General features: G+C 70.4%; 15 protein-coding genes. 8 read left to right on the top strand and 7 right to left on the bottom strand.

Annotated features, from left to right (window positions below; genetic code table 11):
- Window positions 1–53: 53 nt before the first annotated feature.
- Entirely contained in the window at window positions 54–878 is an 825-nt protein-coding gene (locus tag ACWDR3_RS03620; RefSeq protein ID WP_450350495.1) for a maleylpyruvate isomerase family mycothiol-dependent enzyme, read from the bottom strand.
- A gap of 181 nt (window positions 879–1,059) precedes the next feature.
- Between ACWDR3_RS03620 and ACWDR3_RS03615 the strand changes: the two genes are divergently transcribed.
- Entirely contained in the window at window positions 1,060–1,896 is an 837-nt protein-coding gene (locus ACWDR3_RS03615; protein ID WP_450350494.1) for a carbon-nitrogen family hydrolase, read from the top strand.
- A 57-nt stretch (window positions 1,897–1,953) separates the two neighbouring features.
- Here the strand turns inward: ACWDR3_RS03615 and ACWDR3_RS03610 are convergent, their stop codons facing one another.
- Entirely contained in the window at window positions 1,954–2,364 is a 411-nt protein-coding gene (locus tag ACWDR3_RS03610; RefSeq protein ID WP_450350492.1) for an SsgA family sporulation/cell division regulator, read from the bottom strand.
- A 230-nt stretch (window positions 2,365–2,594) separates the two neighbouring features.
- Here ACWDR3_RS03610 and ACWDR3_RS03605 point away from each other — a divergent pair, with 230 nt between their 5' ends.
- A complete protein-coding gene (locus ACWDR3_RS03605; protein WP_450350491.1) occupies window positions 2,595–4,268 on the top strand; it encodes a sigma-70 family RNA polymerase sigma factor in 1,674 nt (557 codons plus the stop codon).
- A gap of 9 nt (window positions 4,269–4,277) precedes the next feature.
- Here ACWDR3_RS03605 and ACWDR3_RS03600 read toward each other — a convergent pair whose 3' ends face one another.
- Window positions 4,278–4,769: an LURP-one-related/scramblase family protein gene (locus ACWDR3_RS03600; RefSeq protein WP_450350490.1), complete on the bottom strand. Its 492-nt coding sequence runs from the start codon at window positions 4,767–4,769 to the stop codon at window positions 4,278–4,280.
- A 101-nt stretch (window positions 4,770–4,870) separates the two neighbouring features.
- Between ACWDR3_RS03600 and ACWDR3_RS03595 the strand changes: the two genes are divergently transcribed.
- Complete coding sequence (locus tag ACWDR3_RS03595; RefSeq protein WP_450350488.1) at window positions 4,871–6,697, top strand: NHL domain-containing thioredoxin family protein; 1,827 nt, start codon at window positions 4,871–4,873, stop codon at window positions 6,695–6,697.
- Window positions 6,698–6,827: 130 nt separating this feature from the next.
- Here the strand turns inward: ACWDR3_RS03595 and ACWDR3_RS03590 are convergent, their stop codons facing one another.
- The 3 genes from ACWDR3_RS03590 to ACWDR3_RS03580 form a co-directional block, all read right to left on the bottom strand.
- Entirely contained in the window at window positions 6,828–7,076 is a 249-nt protein-coding gene (locus ACWDR3_RS03590; RefSeq protein WP_280875979.1) for a DUF6458 family protein, read from the bottom strand.
- Window positions 7,077–7,200: 124 nt separating this feature from the next.
- Window positions 7,201–8,493: a M18 family aminopeptidase gene (locus ACWDR3_RS03585; protein ID WP_450350487.1), complete on the bottom strand. Its 1,293-nt coding sequence runs from the start codon at window positions 8,491–8,493 to the stop codon at window positions 7,201–7,203.
- 171 nt (window positions 8,494–8,664) lie between these two features.
- Window positions 8,665–10,491: an acyl-CoA dehydrogenase gene (locus tag ACWDR3_RS03580; protein ID WP_450350486.1), complete on the bottom strand. Its 1,827-nt coding sequence runs from the start codon at window positions 10,489–10,491 to the stop codon at window positions 8,665–8,667.
- A gap of 161 nt (window positions 10,492–10,652) precedes the next feature.
- Between ACWDR3_RS03580 and ACWDR3_RS03575 the strand changes: the two genes are divergently transcribed.
- The 3 genes from ACWDR3_RS03575 to ACWDR3_RS03565 all read left to right on the top strand — a co-directional run bounded on the left by ACWDR3_RS03575 (window position 10,653) and on the right by ACWDR3_RS03565 (window position 13,452).
- Window positions 10,653–11,120 carry an SseB family protein gene (locus tag ACWDR3_RS03575; RefSeq protein ID WP_123998889.1) on the top strand — a complete coding sequence of 156 codons (468 nt, stop codon included), beginning with the start codon at window positions 10,653–10,655 and terminating at the stop codon, window positions 11,118–11,120.
- Window positions 11,121–11,231: 111 nt separating this feature from the next.
- Window positions 11,232–12,209 carry a pirin family protein gene (locus ACWDR3_RS03570; RefSeq protein ID WP_401720439.1) on the top strand — a complete coding sequence of 326 codons (978 nt, stop codon included), beginning with the start codon at window positions 11,232–11,234 and terminating at the stop codon, window positions 12,207–12,209.
- Window positions 12,210–12,375: 166 nt separating this feature from the next.
- Entirely contained in the window at window positions 12,376–13,452 is a 1,077-nt protein-coding gene (locus tag ACWDR3_RS03565) for an AI-2E family transporter (RefSeq protein WP_450350484.1), read from the top strand.
- Here the strand turns inward: ACWDR3_RS03565 and ACWDR3_RS03560 are convergent.
- The gene (locus ACWDR3_RS03560) at window positions 13,407–15,611 is read right to left on the bottom strand and encodes a SpoIIE family protein phosphatase (RefSeq protein ID WP_450350482.1); all 2,205 of its coding nucleotides are present in this window, start codon (window positions 15,609–15,611) and stop codon (window positions 13,407–13,409) included. The genes ACWDR3_RS03565 and ACWDR3_RS03560 overlap by 46 nt on opposite strands.
- Before the next feature lie 176 nt (window positions 15,612–15,787).
- Between ACWDR3_RS03560 and aspS the strand changes: the two genes are divergently transcribed.
- Together aspS and ACWDR3_RS03550 are read left to right on the top strand one after the other, a co-directional pair.
- Window positions 15,788–17,551, top strand: a complete 1,764-nt coding sequence (aspS, locus tag ACWDR3_RS03555; protein WP_450350480.1) for an aspartate--tRNA ligase — start codon at window positions 15,788–15,790, stop codon at window positions 17,549–17,551.
- A 153-nt stretch (window positions 17,552–17,704) separates the two neighbouring features.
- Window positions 17,705–18,613 carry an intradiol ring-cleavage dioxygenase gene (locus ACWDR3_RS03550; protein ID WP_450350479.1) on the top strand — a complete coding sequence of 303 codons (909 nt, stop codon included), beginning with the start codon at window positions 17,705–17,707 and terminating at the stop codon, window positions 18,611–18,613.
- Window positions 18,614–18,629: the final 16 nt, after the last annotated feature.

The raw sequence follows: 18,629 nt of genomic DNA, 5'->3' as shown, positions 1-18,629 counted from the left end.
GGTGGAGGCCGTGCGCAGGCCCGTCCGCCCGGCCCGCGTCATGCGGTGGGCGGCTACTGCGTCACCGTGAAGTTCCGCAGGATCGCCCCCGTCAGCTCCGGATCGCCCTCCGCCTTCACCCGGTCCGCCGCCGCGTCCAGCGACACCCGGCCGCAGGCCAGCCGCACGTACGTCTCCCAGTCGAGGGTGAAGGTCGCGGCGGGGCCGAGCGCGGGGGCCGTCTCCAGGGTGCCGCGGCCCTGGATGTCGACGCGGATGGTGCGCAGGAACTCGATCGGACCGTGCACGTCGAAGACGATCGCCGAACTGCGCGGCGCGTCCGCCTTCTCGGCCACGATCGCGGGCAGCGCGTCGAGCAGCACGTCCCGGGCGACCTGCGCGCCGGGGGAGTCGAGGTTGCCGGGCCGGCCGAGGGCGGCGCGCAGATCCTGCTCGTGCACCCAGACGTTGAACGCGTGGGAGCGCATGGACTCTTCGAGGGTCAGCTCGGTACCGAGGGGGGCGCGCACCTTGGCACCCGGGTCGCGCGACTCGTTGCGCAGCTGCCGGTTGCGGCGGATGATCACGTACTCCAGCTCGGAGGTCATCTCCGGTGCCGTGTGGTGGCGGCGGACGTCGACCTGCATCTCCATGTAGCGCTGGTGGTCGTTGCCGACGTGGTACAGGTCGCGCGGCAGGGTGTGGATGGGCCGCGGGTCGCCGAGCATCTCGCAGTCCAGCCCGATGACATGGGAGACCACGTCCCGCACCGACCACGCCGGGCACGGAGTCCGGCGGTTCCACTCGCCCTCCACAAGCGGCTGGACCAGCTCGGATATCGCTTCGACGGAGTGGGTCCAGGCGTCGGCGTAGGGCTGGAGAGTGGGATGCAGACTCACGGAAACGGGACCCCTCGGCGGTCGGTACACGGGCTGGTTGGCGTCGTTGCCAGTGGGAGGTGGCTGCGCTGGGCGGGTGTCTTGGAACGCTAAGTTACGCTGCTGTGAGGCACCCCGGCAGTGCTTTCGTGTGACGATCGTAGGCCTGTGTGGACGGCTCGAATGCCAGGACGGTGGTAGTGTGCGCGCCTCTCTGCTCCAACTCGCCGTAGACCAGGGCGAATCGGTCGAATCACGTCGGCAGCGAGTGGCTTCTCTGGTACGGGACCAGGCGGGCGCCGATCTCGTCGTCCTGCCGGAGCTGTGGACCACCGGGGCGTTCGCCTACGAGGAGTTCGGCACTGAGGCCGAACCGCTGCACGGCCCCACCTACGAGGCGATGGCCAAGGCGGCGAGCGACGCGGGCGTGTGGCTGCACGCGGGCTCGATCCCGGAACGGGCGGCGTCCGAGGGCGACTTGGCGGCTGACGGTGACTCGGTATCCGGTGCGGGCACGCTCTACAACACCTCGCTCGTCTTCTCCCCCTCCGGTGAACTGGCGGCTGCCTACCGCAAGATCCACCGCTTCGGCTTCGACAAGGGCGAGGCCGTGCTGATGGGCGCGGGGCGCGATCTGGTGACGGTCCGTCTGCCGGACACGGTGCTCGGTCTCGCGACCTGTTACGACCTCCGTTTCCCCGAACTCTTCCGCGGGCTCGTCGACGCGGGCGCCGAGACCCTGGTGATCCCGGCGGGCTGGCCCGAGCGACGCCGCTCCCACTGGACGCTGCTGGCTCAGGCGCGGGCGGTGGAGAACCAGGCGTTCGTCCTTGCATGCGGAACGGCCGGGACACACGCCGGAGTTCCGCAGGCGGGTCACTCGATCGTGGTCGATCCCTGGGGCGAGGTCCTGGCGGAGGCCGGCGCCGGCGAGGAGGTCCTCACCGTGGAGTTCGACCCGGCGAAGGTGGGGGTGACGCGGGAGCAGTTCCCGGCGCTGAAGGACCGGTTGCTGGGGCTGGACCCGCCTCGACGCTGACCGAGCCTCGGAGTTGACCGCGCCTCGGAGTTGAGGGCGCCCGGAGTTGAGGGCACCTCACACCCCGTCAAGCAGCGCGGCGAGCCCGTGCTCCAGCGCAGGACCCACCGCCTCCTCACCCGGCTCCGTCACCGTGTACGACCGCAGCAGGAACCGGTTCAGATCGGCCGTCCTGAACCGCAGCATGGCCACCCCGTCCGGCGTGTGCAGTTCCACGATCGTGTCCGTCGGCCCGCACGGCCAAATGTGCACGCTGCCAAGGCCGGTGGCCGCGCCAAGACCCTCCTCCAGCAGCGCGCGGGCGAAGGTCCACGTCACCGGCTCGCCGTCCAGCGCTATCCAGGCCGGGAACGCGAAGTGCACGGCGAGCGGGTCGTCGGAGCCGTAGCGCAGGGTGACGGGGACGGCCAGCTCCTGATCGCGGGTGATCAGTCGGGCGCCGGTGGGCTGGTCGAGGCTGACGTACACGGATGGTCTCCAAGGCGGGCGGGAAGTCGGCGAGTTGGTGCGGTGACGCCGATGGCTGGTGCCGATGTCTTCTCGACCGTCGGGAGGGGCATCTGATTACGCGGTTTCGCGAGTGACGGCTGTGACCTGCGTCACCTTTCATTTCGGCCGCAACTTTAATTGAAACCTTTGTCATCTAGGGTGACAAACCCATCGGGGCCATCCCCCAGCAGGCAACTGGAGTTCCTGCCATGAACGACGGTTCCACCGCCGAGTACGCCCGCGTCTACGCGGAGCAGCAGCCGCGTCTCGTCGCCTACGCGCGCTCGCTCACCAGGAACTCCTGGACCGCCGACGACATCGTCGCCGAGGCCCACTTCCGGGTCTGGCGGCGGCTGTCCGCCGGGCACGAGATCGACAACGTGCCGGCGTACCTGATGACGACGGTGCGGCGGCTGGCGACCGCGGCCGGCGGCGCCGTACGCGAGACACCGCAGGATCCGCAGACCGACGAGCGGGCCGAGGCCGGCGCGCACGGGCACGACCCCGCGGAGCGGGTGTCCTCCGTCGACCTCCTCACGCGCGTGCTGGGCGAACTCCCCGAACGCTGGGTCAAGGCACTGTGGTTGGCCGAGGCGGAGGGGCAGCCCCTCGCCGCGATCGGGCCGCAGCTCGGCACGCGCGAGGGGGCGACGGCGGTCCTGCTCCATCGCGCGCGTGAAGGCATGCGGCAGGCGTTCCTGCGCACCCAGACCGGCGCTCCCGACGATCCCGCGTGCCAGGTGCACTGGGCGCGCATGCCCGCGTACGTTCGCGGCAACGCGACGGCCCGTCAGTCCGAGCGGCTGCTCGGACACGTGGACGCGTGCGACGACTGCCGCGAACGGCTCGCCCTCCTGATGCAGACCAACAGCAAACTGCCCGCACTGATCGGACCTGCACTGCTGGTGTTCGCGGTGGGCGGGGCGGGGAAGTGGCTGCTTTCGGGGGCGGCGGGTGTTGTGGGTTCGACGGGGGCTGCGGTGGGCGGTGCTTCGGGCGCCGGTGCCTCGGGCGCCGGTGGAGGCGCCGGGGCGAGCGGAAGCGCGGCTTCCGGTGCGGGTGCGAGTAGTGGCGCGAGTGCGGGTAGCGGCGCCGGGGCCGGAGCTTCGGCGGGCGGGTCCGGCGGGGCATCCGCAGGAGCAGCCGGTTCGGCCGGCGGGCATGGCGCTGCGGCGGGACTCGCCGGTGGTCATGGCAGTGCGGCGGGGGTTGCGGGCGGGCACGGCGGCGCGGCCGGGCTTGCGGGTGGCGGGCACGGCGGTGGGTTGCTGCACGGAGTGAAGTCCGCCGTGGCCGGGGGCGCCAAGGCACCCGTGGCCGTGGCCGCTGGTGCCGCCGTGGCCGGTGCCGTGGCGATCTGCATCGCGCTCGGGTCGGTCGACTCCGGTCCGGTCACCGTGGACAAGGGGTCGGTGCGGGAGACGCCCGTCGCTCAGGCGCCGGTTGGGCAGCCGGAAACGGGCGACGGGACGGCCACGCCCGGCACCACGGAAGGAACTCAGGCGCCGAGACCCGGTTCGACACCGTCCGACGTCCCGGTCCCGGTCTCGTACGACGTCGGCGATACCGGGCCGGGAGCTGCCACGCCGGTGCCGATACCGCCTCCGCTCCCGCCCGTGCCGCCGACGCCGACGCCGATACCCACGCCCACCTCGGCGCCTTCGGGCGGCCCGGGCACGCCGGCGCCCGAGCCGACGTCACCGGAGCCCTCGACTCCCGAACCCTCGGCTCCTGAACCCACGTCACCCGAGCCCACCTATCCCGAGCCCACGTCACCCGAGCCCACGAAGCCCGTCGAGGAACCGACGGAGCCCGCACCGTCCCCGTCCCCCACGGACGACTGCCCCCCTCCGGTGCAGTCCGCTCCCCGGTACCCCGTCTAGTCCTCCCGCTCAGTCCTCCCGTTCCTTCTCCGCCAGGTGGATCACGCACACCGCCACCGCGATCAGCAGCGCCGGATCCGCGTCGTCGCGGACGACGTCGACGCCGTACGTCTCGCGGAGGTGCATCCAGCGGCGGGAGATCACGGCCAGGAGCTCGTTGTCGTACTCGACGGCGAACTCGCGGTCGAGGATCTTGCCGCTGACGTCGAGTTCCGTGCCGTCGACGAGGGCCACGCGGTAGTGGTTGCGCAGGAGCGAGAGGCGTTTTCGCTTGATGCGGGCGAGCGGTTCGCCGTCCCGTTCGATCACCATCGTGTCGCGCAGGGCGAGCATCTTCTTGTGGATGTCGATCAGGACGCGCCCCCGCGAGTCCTTCAGCTCGAAGGTGTCCCGCAGTCGCATGGCCTTGCCGTCGACGAGGAACACCTTGTTTCCGTGTTCGTCCTCGATCCAGTAGTCGTCACCGAAGCCGAGGAGCCGGTCGCGCACGAGGAATCTCATACCGTCACGGCTTCCCCGGACCCCGGCCCGCAACGCCGCCGGTAGGCCGACGGACTGACTCCGCCGGGGTGACTGTCAGTGGCGGGTGGCACTCTTGACGCATGAGCGACTCCACTCCCCGACGCGTCCGCGTCCGCGCTCCCGAGCTGGTCGGCAAGGGCGGCTGGCTGAACACGGGCGACAAGCGGTACACCCTCGCCGACCTGCGCGGACGCATCGTCGTCCTGGACTTCTGGACGTTCTGCTGTGTGAACTGTCTGCATGTCCTCGACGAGCTGCGGGAGCTGGAGGAGAAGCACGCGGACACCGTCGTGGTGATCGGGGTGCACTCGCCGAAGTTCGTCCATGAGGCGGAGCACGCGGCGGTGGTCGACGCCGTCGAGCGGTACGGGGTGGCGCACCCGGTCCTCGACGACCCGGAGCTGGCGACCTGGAAGCAGTACGCCGTGCGCGCGTGGCCGACGCTGGTCGTGATCGACCCCGAGGGGTACGTCGTCGCGCAGCACGCCGGCGAGGGCCATGTGCACGCCATCGAGCGGCTGGTGACGGAGCTGGAGGCCGAGCACGAGGCGAAGGGCACGCTGCGGCGCGGCGACGGCCCGTACGTGGCGCCGGAGCCGGAGCCGACGGTGCTGCGCTTCCCGGGCAAGGCGCTCGTCCTGCCCGGCGGGACCTTCCTGGTCAGCGACACCACCCGGCACCAGCTCGTCGAGCTCGCCGAGGACGGGGAGAGCGTCCTGCGGCGGATCGGTACGGGCGCGCGCGGGTTCGCGGACGGCGGTCCGGACACCGCCGCCTTCAGCGAGCCGCAGGGACTCGCGCTGCTCGACGACGGGTCCGTGGTCGTCGCCGACACCGTGAACCACGCCCTGCGCCGCCTCGACCTCACGACCGGCGAGGTCACCACCCTCGCCGGCACCGGACGGCAGTGGTGGCAGGGGGCGCCCACCTCCGGTCCGGCCCGCGAGGTCGACCTGTCCTCGCCGTGGGATGTCGCCCTGTGGGACGGCAAGGTGTGGATCGCCATGGCCGGGGTGCATCAGCTGTGGGTCTACGACCCGGACGAGCGGACCGTTGCCGTCGCCGCCGGTACCACCAATGAAGGGCTCGTCGACGGGGCCGCCGCCGAGGCCTGGTTCGCGCAGCCGTCGGGGCTCGCCGCCACCCCCGAGCGGCTGTGGGTCGCCGACTCCGAGACGTCCGCCCTGCGCTGGGTCGATCTGGACGGCAGCGTGCACACGGCGGTGGGTACGGGGTTGTTCGACTTCGGCCACCGTGACGGCGCCGCCGAACAGGCGTTGCTCCAGCACCCGTTGGGCGTCACCGCGCTGCCCGACGGCTCGGTCGCGATCAGCGACACGTACAACCACGCGCTGCGCCGCTTCGATCCGGCGACGGGTGAAGTCACCACCCTGGCCACGGATCTGCGGGAGCCGAGCGACGCCGTGCTCGTCGGCGACGACATCGTGGTCGTCGAGTCGGCCCGCCACCGGCTGACCCGGCTGCGGCTGCCGGAGGAGGCGGTACGGGTGGCCGCGGTCGCCCATCGGACGCAGCGCGCCGCGACCGAAGTGGCCGCGGGGAAGGTCCGGTTGGACGTGATCTTCCAGGCGCCCGCCAGTCAGAAGCTCGACACCCGGTACGGCCCCTCGACCCGGCTCCTGGTCTCCGCCACCCCGCCCGAGCTGCTGCTCGCGGGCGAGGGAGCGGACACGGATCTCGTACGGGAGCTGGAGCTCAACCCCGCGATCGAGGAAGGCGTGTTGCACGTCTCCGCGATGGCGGCCTCGTGCGACGACGACCCAGCCGTCGAGTACCCGGCCTGCCATGTCCACCAGCAGGACTGGGGCGTTCCGGTCCGCCTCACCGAGGGCGGGGCGGACCGGCTGCCGCTGGTCCTGGCGGGGATGGACGAGCGGGACGCGTGAGTGCTCCGAAGGAGCCTTCGACGCCCTGAAAGAGCCCTGCCGGGCCCGAAATTCTTCACGCTATTCACACAACTGAACAGGCTGACTTCGCTCGCAGTTGTTCGCGATTGCCCGTTACACGTCGTATCCGCTAGACGCCGTATCCGCCGCCGTAGCCGTCGCGGCGGCGGTTCGGGTCCTCGTCGATCACCGACGTGGTCGGCGGTACGACCACCCGCCTGCGCCGCGCGATGCTGCTGAAGGTGCTGACGCCGATGAGTCCGACGGCCATGAGGATGACGCCGACCAGGTCGAGGTTGACCCCCTTCATGTGCCAGTCGGTCGCGAAGGTGAGGATGGCTCCCGAAGCGATCAGGATGATGCATCCACCGAGGCCCATGAGTGTCGCCTCCTGTCCGGCCCGGTCCTTCCGGTCCGGACCTCCGGGTACCCCGGCGTACAACACCCATGCGCCACCGCGCCGTTGACAACCCGGCCGACCGGCCCCCGCGGCCGCCCCGCGACTACCCGTCCAGGAACGCCACCAGCGCGTTCGCCAGCAGATGCGGGTCGTCCGCGCCGCACAGTTCGCGGGCGCTGTGCATCGAGAGGATCGCCGCGCCGATGTCCACGGTCTTGATGCCGTGCCGGGCCGCGGTGATCGGGCCGATCGTCGTGCCGCAGGGCATGGAGTTGTTGGACACGAAGGACTGGAAGGGGACGCCCGCCTTCTCGCAGGCGGCGGCGAACACCGCGCGGCCCGAACCGTCCGTGGCGTAGCGGTTGTTGACGTTGACCTTGAGGATCGGCCCGCCGTTGACCCGCGGGTGGTGCGTCGGGTCGTGCCGCTCGGCGTAGTTGGGGTGCACCGCGTGACCGGTGTCGGAGGAGAGACAGACGGTGCCGGCGAAGGCTCTCGCGCGGTCCTCGTAGGAGCCCCCGCGGGCGAACACCGAACGCTCCAGCACACTGCCGAGCAGCGGCCCATCGGCGCCGGTGTCCGACTGCGAGCCGTTCTCTTCGTGATCGAAGGCGGCGAGTACGGGGATGGAGGGCAGGTTCCCGACGGAGACCGCGGCGAGCGCGGCGACGCCCGCGTGCACGGAGAGCAGATTGTCCATGCGCGGGCCCGCGACCAGGTCCTTGTCACGGCCCAGGTAGGCCGGCGGCTCCACGGAGTGCACCATCAGGTCCCAGCCGGTGACCTCGCCCGGCGCGAGCCCGGCCGTCTCCTCGACGAAGGCGATCAGGTCGCCGTCGCGCACGTCGTTGCCCAGGCCCCAGACCGGCTGCAGATGCCGCTGCTTGTCGAGCTTGAGCCCCTCCGCCGACACCGATCGGTCCAGGTGGATGGCGAGTTGGGGCACCCGCAGCAGCGGCCGGTCCACGTTGACCAGGCGGGTCGAGCCGTCCCGCAGGGTCACCCGGCCGGCCAGGCCCAGGTCACGGTCGAGCCAGGAGTTCAGCAGCGGCCCGCCGTAGATCTCCACGGCGACCTGGCGCCAGCCGTGCGCACCGGTGTCCGGCAGCGGCTTGACCCGCAGGTTCGGGGAATCGGTGTGCGCGCCGACGATGCGGAACGGCGTGTGGGGCGCCGCGCCCTCGGGGACGTACCAGGCCACGATCGCGCCGCCGCGCAGCACGTACTTCCCGCCGGTCGTCCCGTCCCAGGCGTCCGTCTCCACGACCTGCCTGAACCCTGCCTTCTCCAGCCGCTCGGCGGAGCCGGCCACCGCGTGGTACGGCGACGGGCTGGCCGTCAGGAAGGACATGAGGTCGTCGGTGTGGCCGCGGTCGAAGCGGGGGGGTTCGCTCATGGGGTTCACCTTAACGACGTACGAAGGCCCACTCCGCGTGCTGGGGAGCGGGCCCTCGGGAGGCGATGTGGAGTTCTGGCTACCCAGATCCCGGGCCGCTGGAACCACGACCTGGACCGGGTGACCGGTCTCTCATCGGAACGGGAGCGCGGTCCGGCCGCGCTCCTGGAACTAGAACGCCGCTTCGTCGAGCTCCATGACGTCCAGGTCGACGTTCTCGGCGAGCTTGCGGGCGCCGGTGACGCCCGGCAGGACGTTGGCCGCGAAGAACTTCGCCGCCGCGATCTTGCCGGTGTAGAAGGCCTTGTCCTTGGCGGGGGCCGTCTCCAGCTTCTCGGCGGCGACGGCTGCGCCCTTGAGGAGCAGGTAGCCGACGATCACGTCGCCGGAGGCGAGCAGCAGGCGGGTGGTGTTCAGGCCGACCTTGTAGATGTTCTTGACGTCCTGCTCGGTGGCCGCGAGGTCGGTCAGCATCAGGCCGACGATCGCCTCCAGCTCGACGGCCGCCTTGGCGAGGTGCTCGCGGGCGCCGGCCAGGTCCTCGCCGCCGGTGCCGAGCGCGAGGAACTTCTTGATGTCCTCGGCCAGCGAGTTGAGGGCCGCGCCCTGGTTGCGGACGATCTTCCGGAAGAAGAAGTCCTGGCCCTGGATCGCCGTCGTGCCCTCGTACAGGGTGTCGATCTTGGCGTCGCGGATGTACTGCTCGATCGGGTACTCCTGGAGGAACCCGGAGCCGCCGAAGGTCTGCAGCGACTGCGCGAGCTGCTCGTAGCCCTTCTCGGAGCCGTAGCCCTTCACGATCGGCAGGAGCAGGTCGTTGAGCGCGTGCTCGGTCTTCGCGTCCTCGCCGTTCGTCTCCTTGACCTGGATCGCGTCCTGGATCGAGGCGGTGTAGAGGACGAGGGCGCGCATGCCCTCGGCGTACGCCTTCTGCGTGATCAGCGAGCGGCGGACGTCGGGGTGGTGCGTGATGGTGACCTTGGGCGCGGACTTGTCGCCGAAGGCGGCGAGGTCGGAGCCCTGGACGCGCTCCTTGGCGTACTCCAGCGCGTTCAGGTAGCCCGTCGACAGCGTGGAGATCGCCTTCGTGCCGACCATCATCCGCGCGAACTCGATGATCCGGAACATCTGGCGGATGCCGTCGTGCCGGTCGCCGATCAGCCAGCCCTTGGCGGGGTGCTGGTCGCCGAAGGTCATCTCGCAGGTGTTGGAGGCCTTCAGGCCCATCTTGTGCTCGACGTTGGTGGCGTAGACGCCGTTGCGCTCGCCCAGCTCGCCGGTCTCGAAGTCGAAGAGGTACTTCGGTACGAGGAAGAGGGACAGGCCCTTGGTGCCGGGCCCGGCACCCTCGGGGCGCGCCAGCACGTAGTGGAGGATGTTCTCCTCCATGTCGTGCTCACCGGAGGTGATGAAGCGCTTGACGCCCTCGATGTGCCAGGAGCCGTCCTCCTGCTGGACCGCCTTGGTGCGGCCGGCGCCGACGTCCGAGCCCGCGTCGGGCTCGGTGAGGACCATGGTGGAGCCCCAGGTCTTCTCCACGGCGATCTTCGCGAGCTTCTTCTGCTCCTCGGTGCCCTCCTCGAAGAGGATGCGGGCGAACGCCGGGCCGGAGGAGTACATCCACACGGCCGGGTTCGCGCCGAGCACCAGCTCCGCGTACGCCCAGATCAGGGACGGCGGCGCGGTCGTGCCGCCGATCTCCTCGGGCAGGCCCAGGCGCCAGTACTCCGCGTCCATGAAGGCCTTGTAGCTCTTCTTGAAGGACGCCGGGACCGGCGCGGTGTGCGTCTCCGGGTCGTAGACCGGGGGGTTGCGGTCGGCGTCCGCGAAGGACTCCGCCAGCTCGTTCTCGGCGAGGCGGGTGAGCTCGTCGAGGATGCTCTTCGCGGTCTCGGCGTCCATCTCCTCGAAGGGCCCGGTGCCGTACAGCTTGTCGCGGCCGAGTACTTCGAAGAGGTTGAACTCGATGTCGCGGAGATTCGACTTGTAGTGCCCCATGGTGACGGCTCCCGGCTCCGTAGAGAGATCGGCGAGGCACTGGATCCTCGCGCTGGTTCAGATGGATAAACGTGTACCAATAAGTAGCTACGATGATGCTACCCGTCGGTAATAAGAAGCAACCCCGATTGGGTCATCTGTGACTCAGTACTCTTTGGGGCATGTACGGCTACGACCAGGGTGTGGGCGCTCAGCAGCAGCAGTACGCCCAAGGACAGCAGCAGATGCCGGGCGGGTACGGCCAGCAGCCGCCGCTGTACCCCGAGCCGTCCCCACCGTCCCTCGCGGACGCGGTGCGGGCGTTCACCACCGGCCAGTTGGCGGCCGAGGACTTCCAGCAGGTCTTCGCCACATCGAAGGTGTACTGCCCGCGGGGCGACAACCCCGGGTTCCTCGCGCTGCACAACACGCAGCAGCCGGTGATCCCGATGTTCACCTCGCTCAAGGAGCTGCGGCGGTACGCGGGCAAGGAGTCCAAGTACTTCGTGATCACCGGCGCCGAGGTGATCGACCTCCTGCCCACCGGCTACGGCTTCGTCCTCGACATGGAGGGCGAGCACAGGATGGTCTTCGACGCGAAGGCGGTCGAACAGATGGTCGACTTCGCCATGCGCCGCATGTACGGCTGATTCGCATCCCCAGACCTGGAAGCCCGGAGGGAATGTCCTCCGGGCTTTCTCTGTTAGGGGTGGCAGAAAGTTCAATGCTCAACTAAACTGGCCGCACAAGGAGGTACCGACATGCCTGCAGTGACCGTCGAGAACCCGTTGACGCTCCCGCGCGTGACCACGCCGGTCGATGCCGTGGCACGCCCCGTGCTCGGCGTCACGACCGCCCCGAGCGGATTCGAGGGCGAGGGCTTCCCGGTGCGCCGCGCGTTCGCCGGGATCCACTACCGCCACCTCGACCCGTTCATCATGATGGACCAGATGGGTGAGGTGGAGTACGCGCCGGGCGAGCCCAAGGGCACTCCCTGGCACCCCCACCGCGGTTTCGAGACCGTCACCTACATCATCGACGGCGTCTTCGACCACCAGGACTCCAACGGTGGCGGCGGCACCATCACCAACGGCGACACCCAGTGGATGACGGCGGGCGCGGGCCTGCTGCACATCGAGGCGCCGCCGGAGTCCCTGGTCGTGTCCGGCGGTCTCTTCCACGGCCTGCAGCTGTGGGTGAACCTCCCGGCCAAGGACAAGATGATGGCCCCGCGCTACCAGGACATCCGCGGCGGCAACGTGCAGCTGCTCACCACCCCCGACGGCGGCGCGCTCCTGCGGGTCATCGCCGGTGAGCTGGACGGTCACGCGGGCCCCGGCATCACGCACACGCCGATCACGATGATCCACGCGACGCTCGCCCCGGGCGCCGAGCTGACCCTGCCGTGGCGCGAGGACTTCAACGGTCTCGCGTACGTGCTGGCCGGCAAGGGTGCGGTGGGCGCCGAGCGCAGGCCGATCCACCTGGGCCAGACCGCCGTGTTCGGCGCGGGTTCCTCGCTGACCGTCCGCGCGGACGAGCAGCAGGACTCGAACACCCCGGACATGGAGGTCGTCCTCCTCGGCGGCCAGCCGATCCGTGAGCCGATGGCCCACTACGGCCCGTTCGTCATGAACAACCAGGCGGAGCTCCAGCAGGCCTTCGAGGACTTCCAGAAGGGCCGCCTGGGCACCATCCCGGCGGTGCACGGCATGAACGAGAGCGGCCCCCAGGGCTGACCGGTTCCATGAGAGGGGCCCCGCCCGGCTACGACAGCCGGACGGGGCCCTTCTGCCTGCCCGGGCGCCGCCGAATGCCCGGCAACCGCATGACCTGCTGACGGGTCGTCACCCGGACGGGGTGTTCGGGCGGGACGTGGGGTTCGGGGCGTGGTCGGGTGGGGGTGTGCAGTTGCTTCCCGAGGCCGTTCGCCGGTTCGCCGCCTGGTGTGCCGTTCTGCTGCTTGTCGCCGGGGTCGGGTATGTGGGGATCCGGTTGTGCGCGGAGCTCAAGACGGCCGTCACGCCCGTGCTGCTCGCGCTGCTGGGGACGGCGCTGCTCGGGCCGCTGTACCGGCGTCTTGTGGAGGCGCGGGTCAACCGGTCGGTGGCCGCCGGGCTCACCTGCGTCGCGGTCGTCGCCGTGGTCGGCGGGGCCGTGTACATCGTGGTCGCCGCGCTGATCGACACCGGCGACGAGATCGTCGCCTCGCTCAAGGACGCGGCGACCTCGCTCACCGAGCACTTCGGTGCCGCCGGGACCTCACTGGACGACCTCGCCTCCAACGCCAAGGAACTGCTCACCAAGTTCGGCGGCACCGCGGCCTCCAACCTGATCAGCGGGGTCAGTGTGGTCGGCGAGGTCATCGCCATGGCCGTCCTCGCCCTGCTGCTGGTCTTCTTCTTCCTGCGCGACTCCCACCGTGCCGTCGGCACCCTGCGGTCCATCGCCCCGCGCGGCACCGCCGACCTCGTCGAGGCCATGGCGCGGCGGGCCTTTGAGGCCGTCGAGGGGTTCATGCGGGGGACCACGATCATCGCGCTCATCGACGCCCTGTGCATCACCGTGGGCCTGCTCGTGCTCGACGTCCCCGGTGCCGTCGGCCTGGGCGCGCTCGTCTTCGTCGGCGCCTACATCCCCTACCTCGGCGCCTTCCTCTCCGGTGCCGTCGCCGTCCTGGTCGCGCTCGCCGACCGCGGCTTCGTGATCGCCCTGTGGGCTCTCGGTGTCGTGCTCGCCGTACAGGTCCTGGAGGGGCATGTACTGCAGCCGATGATCCAGAGCCGGACGGTGCAGATGCACCCGGCGGTGGTGATGCTGGCGATCACCGCGGGCGCCTCCGTCGCCGGGATCCTCGGCATGCTGCTCGCCGTACCGCTGACGGCGGCCGCCTTCGGGGTCCTGCACGAACTGCGGACGCGCTACGGGGCGCCGCCTCAGGCGCCGGGGCCGATGGAGTCGCCGGCGCCCTCGGGGCCGTAGCCCTCGATCCCGTACCCCTCGGTGTCCTTCGGTTCGGGTTCGAGGAGTTCGAACCAGATGCTCTTGCCCTCGCCCCGCGGGTCGACTCCCCAGGTGTCGGCGAGGAGTTCGATGAGGACCAGGCCGCGGCCGGAGGAGGCCAGTTCGCCGGGGCGGCGCTTGTGCGGGAGGTCGTCGCTGGTGTCGGTGACCTCGATGCGCATCCGGCGCCCGTCGGACTCGTCGCGCACCTCGGCCAGCAGCAGCGCGTCGGCGTCGGTGTGCACGAGGACGTTGGTGAGCATCTCGGACAGCAGCAGGACCGCCGAGTCGATCTGGTCCTGCGAGGTCCAGTCGTGCAGCAGCTCGCGCAGCTGCTGCCGGGCCACCGCCACCCGCTCCGGTTCCGCCTGGGCGACCGACATCATGGTGCGCCGGACCGTCGGCGCCAGCCCGGTCGGGGTGTCCTTGGCGTCGCCGGTCCCCGGCCGGGACAGCAGCAGCACCGCTATGTCGTCCTCCCGGCGGTCGGCGAGCGGGCCGGTGGTGTGGTGGGAGGAGGGCCCGTGCACGCCCTGCACCAGGGCGTCGGCCAGCTCCTCCAGATCGCCCTCGTGCTCTTCGAGGATCGAACGGATCCGCTGCCAGCCCGTGTCCAGGTCGTGGCCGCCGGTCTCGATCAGCCCGTCCGTGCACATCAGCAGCGTCTCGCCGGGCTCCAGGGTGATCCGCGTGGTCGGGTAGTCGGCGTCCGGGTCGATGCCCAGCGGCAGCCCGCCCGCCGTCGGCCGGGCCAGCACCGTGCCGTCCGCCATCCGGATCGCCGGGTCCGGGTGGCCGGCCCGGGCGATGTCCAGGGTGCCGGTGGCCGGGTCGGCCTCGATGTACAGGCAGGTCGCGAAGCGCAGGTCGGAGGCGTCCTCGGGGGAGCCGTAGGTCATCCCGTGCAGAAAACGGGAGGCGCGGGAGAGCACCGCGTCGGGGCGGTGGCCCTCGGAGGCGTAGGCGCGCAGGGCGATCCGCAGCTGGCCCATCAGACCGGCCGCCCGCACGTCGTGGCCCTGGACGTCACCGATGACCAGGGCGATCCGCCCGCCGCCCGCGGTGCTCCCGGGCAGCGGGATCATGTCGTACCAGTCGCCGCCGACCTGCAGACCGCCGCCGGTGGGCACATAGCGGGCGGCGACGTTCATGCCCGGTATTCGGGGGCCCAGGGTCGGCAGCATGGAGCGCTGCAGGCCGTCGGTCAGGGCGCGCTCGCTCTCGGCGACGCCGGCCCGGGAGAGGGCCTGGGCGAGCATGCGGGCGATGGTGGTCAGGACCGAGCGCTCGTCGGGGGTGAAGGCGACGGGATACGCGAAGGACGCCATCCAGGCACCCATCGTGCGGCCCGCGACCGTCAGCGGCAGATACGCCCAGGACTCGCGGCCGAGGTGCTCGATCAGCTGCCACATGACCGGATAGCGGGCCTTGTAGTCGCCGGGGGACGAGAGGTAGACGGCGCGGCCGGTGCGGATCACCTCGGCGGCCGGATAGTCCGCCTGCAGGGACATGGGGGAGAACGGGTCCTCGTCGCCGGGCTGGTACCCGTGCAGGCCGATGATCGACAGGCGGTCGCCCGCGACCTCGAAGACCGCCAGCCCGTCCGGGGAGAAGCCCGGCATCGACAGGCCCGCCGCGACCCGCAGCACCTCCGCCGTCGACCGCGCCTCGGCCAGCGCACGGCCCGCGTCCAGCAGGAACGCCTCCCGGGAGCGCCGCCAGTCACCCGTGACGGCACTGCGCCCCGCGGGGCTGCCCGGGGTCGGCTCGGTGACCTCCTGGAGCGTGCCGATCAGCTGGAACGCTTCCTGCTCGGGGTCGTACGACGGCTTGGAGCGGGAGCGCACGACCCTGATCACCCGGCCGTGCTCGTCCATGACCCGCACCCGCACCTCGGCGAGGGTGCCCTCGGCGACGGCCAGGCCGACGATGCCGGCGATCTCGTTCCAGTCGACGGGGTGCAGCCGGGACCGGATCTGGGCCTCCGTGAGGGAGGCGGCCTTCACGGGCAGCCCGAGCAGACGTGCGGCCTCGGCGTCCACCGTGACCACCTCTGTGGCGGTGTCCCAGGACCACAGGCCGGTCGCGAGGGCGGCGAGAACCTCCCCCACGGCGGGCAGAGGCTCACCAGTGCGCATTGCCCCACTTTAAGAAAAGGTGATCGATGAGTGCCACTGATCGGGGTGTGAGAAGTGTTCCGGGGCCCAAATGGTGGGGAGCCGATCTTGGGGTCCCCGGTAGGCTTGGCCGAGTGTTTCACGTGAAACACCCCGAGTGACACAGACCCCGATACGCGAAGACTGGATGAACGACGATGCATCGGTACAGGTCCCACACCTGCGGCGAGCTCCGCGCCTCTGACGTCGGCACCGACGTCCGGCTGAGCGGCTGGCTGCACAATCGGCGCGACCTGGGCGGCATCCTCTTCATCGATCTGCGCGATCACTACGGCATCACGCAGCTCGTCGCCCGTCCCGGCACGCCCGCCTACGAGGCGCTGGACAAGGTCACCAAGGAGTCGACCGTCCGCGTCGACGGCAAGGTGGTCTCCCGCGGCACGGACAACGTGAACCCGGACCTGCCGACCGGTGAGGTCGAGGTCGAGGTCGGCGAGGTCGAGCTGCTCGGCGCGGCCGCCCCGCTGCCCTTCACGATCAACACCGAGGACGGGGTCAACGAGGAGCGGCGCCTGGAGTACCGCTTCCTGGACCTGCGCCGCGAGCGCATGCACCGCAACATCATGCTGCGCTCCTCGGTCATCGCCGCGATCCGCTCGAAGATGGTCGCGCTCGGCTTCAACGAGATGGCGACGCCGATCCTGTCCGCGACCTCCCCCGAGGGCGCCCGTGACTTCGTCGTCCCCTCCCGCCTGAACCCGGGCAAGTTCTACGCCCTTCCGCAGGCGCCGCAGCAGTTCAAGCAGCTGCTGATGATCTCGGGCTTCGACCGCTACTTCCAGATCGCGCCCTGCTTCCGCGACGAGGACGCGCGCGCGGACCGCTCGCCGGGCGAGTTCTACCAGCTCGACGTCGAGATGAGCTTCGTCGAGCAGGAGGACGTGTTCCGGCCGATCGAGCAGCTCATGACCGAGCTGTTCACGGAGTTCGGCGGCGGCCAGGAGGTCACCTCCCCCTTCCCGCGCATCCCGTTCCGCGAGTCGATGCTGAAGTACGGCTCCGACAAGCCGGACCTGCGCGCCAAGCTCGAACTCACCGACATCACCGACATCTTCGAGGGCTCGGAGTTCAAGGCCTTCGCCGGCAAGCACGTGCGCGCCCTTGCGGTGCCGGACGTCTCGGCGCAGCCCCGCAAGTTCTTCGACCAGCTCGGCGACTTCGCGGTCACGCTCGGCGCGAAGGGCCTGGCCTGGGTGCGCGTGACCGAGGACGGTTCGCTGACCGGCCCGATCGCGAAGTTCCTCACCGAGGACAACGTCGCCGAGCTGACCAAGCGCCTGTCGCTGGCCGCCGGGCACGCCGTCTTCTTCGGCGCGGGCGAGTTCGAAGAGGTCTCCAAGATCATGGGCGCGGTCCGCGTCGAGGCCGCCAAGCGCGCCGGTCACTTCGAGGAGAACGTCTTCCGCTTCTGCTGGATCGTCGACTTCCCGATGTACGAGAAGGACGAGGAGACCGGCGCGATCGACTTCTCGCACAACCCGTTCTCCATGCCGCAGGGCGGACTTGAGGCCCTGGAGACCCAGGACCCGCTGGACATCCTGGGCTGGCAGTACGACATCGTCTGCAACGGCGTCGAGCTGTCCTCCGGCGCGATCCGGAACCACGAGCCGGACATCATGCTCAAGGCGTTCGAGATCGCGGGCTACGACCGTGACACCGTCGAGGACAAGTTCGCCGGCATGCTGCGCGCGTTCCGCTTCGGCGCCCCGCCGCACGGCGGCATCGCCCCCGGCGTCGACCGCATCGTGATGCTGCTGGCCGACGAGCCGAACATCCGCGAGACCATCTCCTTCCCGCTCAACGGCAACGCCCAGGACCTGATGATGGGCGCGCCGACGGAGCTGGAGGAGGCCCGCCTGAAGGAGCTGCACCTCCAGGTGCGCAAGCCGCAGGCGAAGTGACGCGAGCAGGCTGAGCGGGAGTGACACAAGCACTCTGAGCGGTACCGAAGGGCTCGAAACCGGCGTCGGTTTCGAGCCCTTTCGGCTGGGCACCACGATTCACAGCTCTTTCAGATGTTCCTGCCGAGTAGCTCCCACCTACCGTCCCTGACCATGACGGACACTCAAACACCCGAAGACAGAGGGACGTTGGCCCGCCGGACGGTATTAGCCGCCGGTGGCATCGCGGTGACCGCGGCCGGTGTGGGCACCGCCCTGGCCACCGGCGCATCCGCCCAGGAGGGTGGCCCGAAACAGGCCGCCCCGAAGCCGGGCGCCCCGGAGGAGACCTGCTACGCGCTGACCTCCGAGCTGGTCGAGGGGCCGTACTACATCGACGCGGACAAGATCCGCCGTGATGTCACCGAGGACCAGGAGGGCGTCCCGCTCGCCCTCCAGCTCAAGGTGATCGACGCGGAGACGTGCAAGCCGGTCCGGAACGCGGCCGTGGACATCTGGCACTGCAACGCCACCGGCGTGTACTCCGGCTACGAGGACATGGGCAGCGGCGGCGGGGGCGGCGGCCCGACGGGTCCCCCGCCCACCGACACCCCCACCGGCACCCCGACGGACACGCCCACCGGCCCTCCCCCGGGCGGTGGCGGCGGCCACCAGGAGCCGACCGACGACGAGCGCTATCTGCGCGGCACCTGGCGCACCGACCGGCACGGCGAGGTCACCTTCCGGACCGTCTTCCCCGGCTGGTACCAGGGCCGTTGCGTCCACATCCACGTCAAGGTCCACGTGGACGGCACCTGGACCGACGCCGGCTACGAGGGCGGGCACGCCTGCCACACCGGGCAGCTGTTCTTCGACGAGAAGTCGGTGCTGCTGTCGGCCGAGGTGGAGCCGTACGCGAGCAACACCACTACGCGCGTCACGCTGGACGAGGACTCCATCTACCCGGACAACGGGCACGCGGGCGGCCTGCTGTACCTCAAGTACGACCGCAGGCACTTCGCCAGGGGCGTCCACGGCCGCCTGACCCTGGAAGTGGCCACGGACGAGACGCACGACGGCTGAGACACGAGGGCCGGCA

Source organism: Streptomyces sp. NPDC001002 (assembly GCF_053599215.1).
The sequence above is the reverse complement of the archived record's forward strand: the minus strand, read 5'-3'. Positions and strand labels throughout refer to the sequence as shown.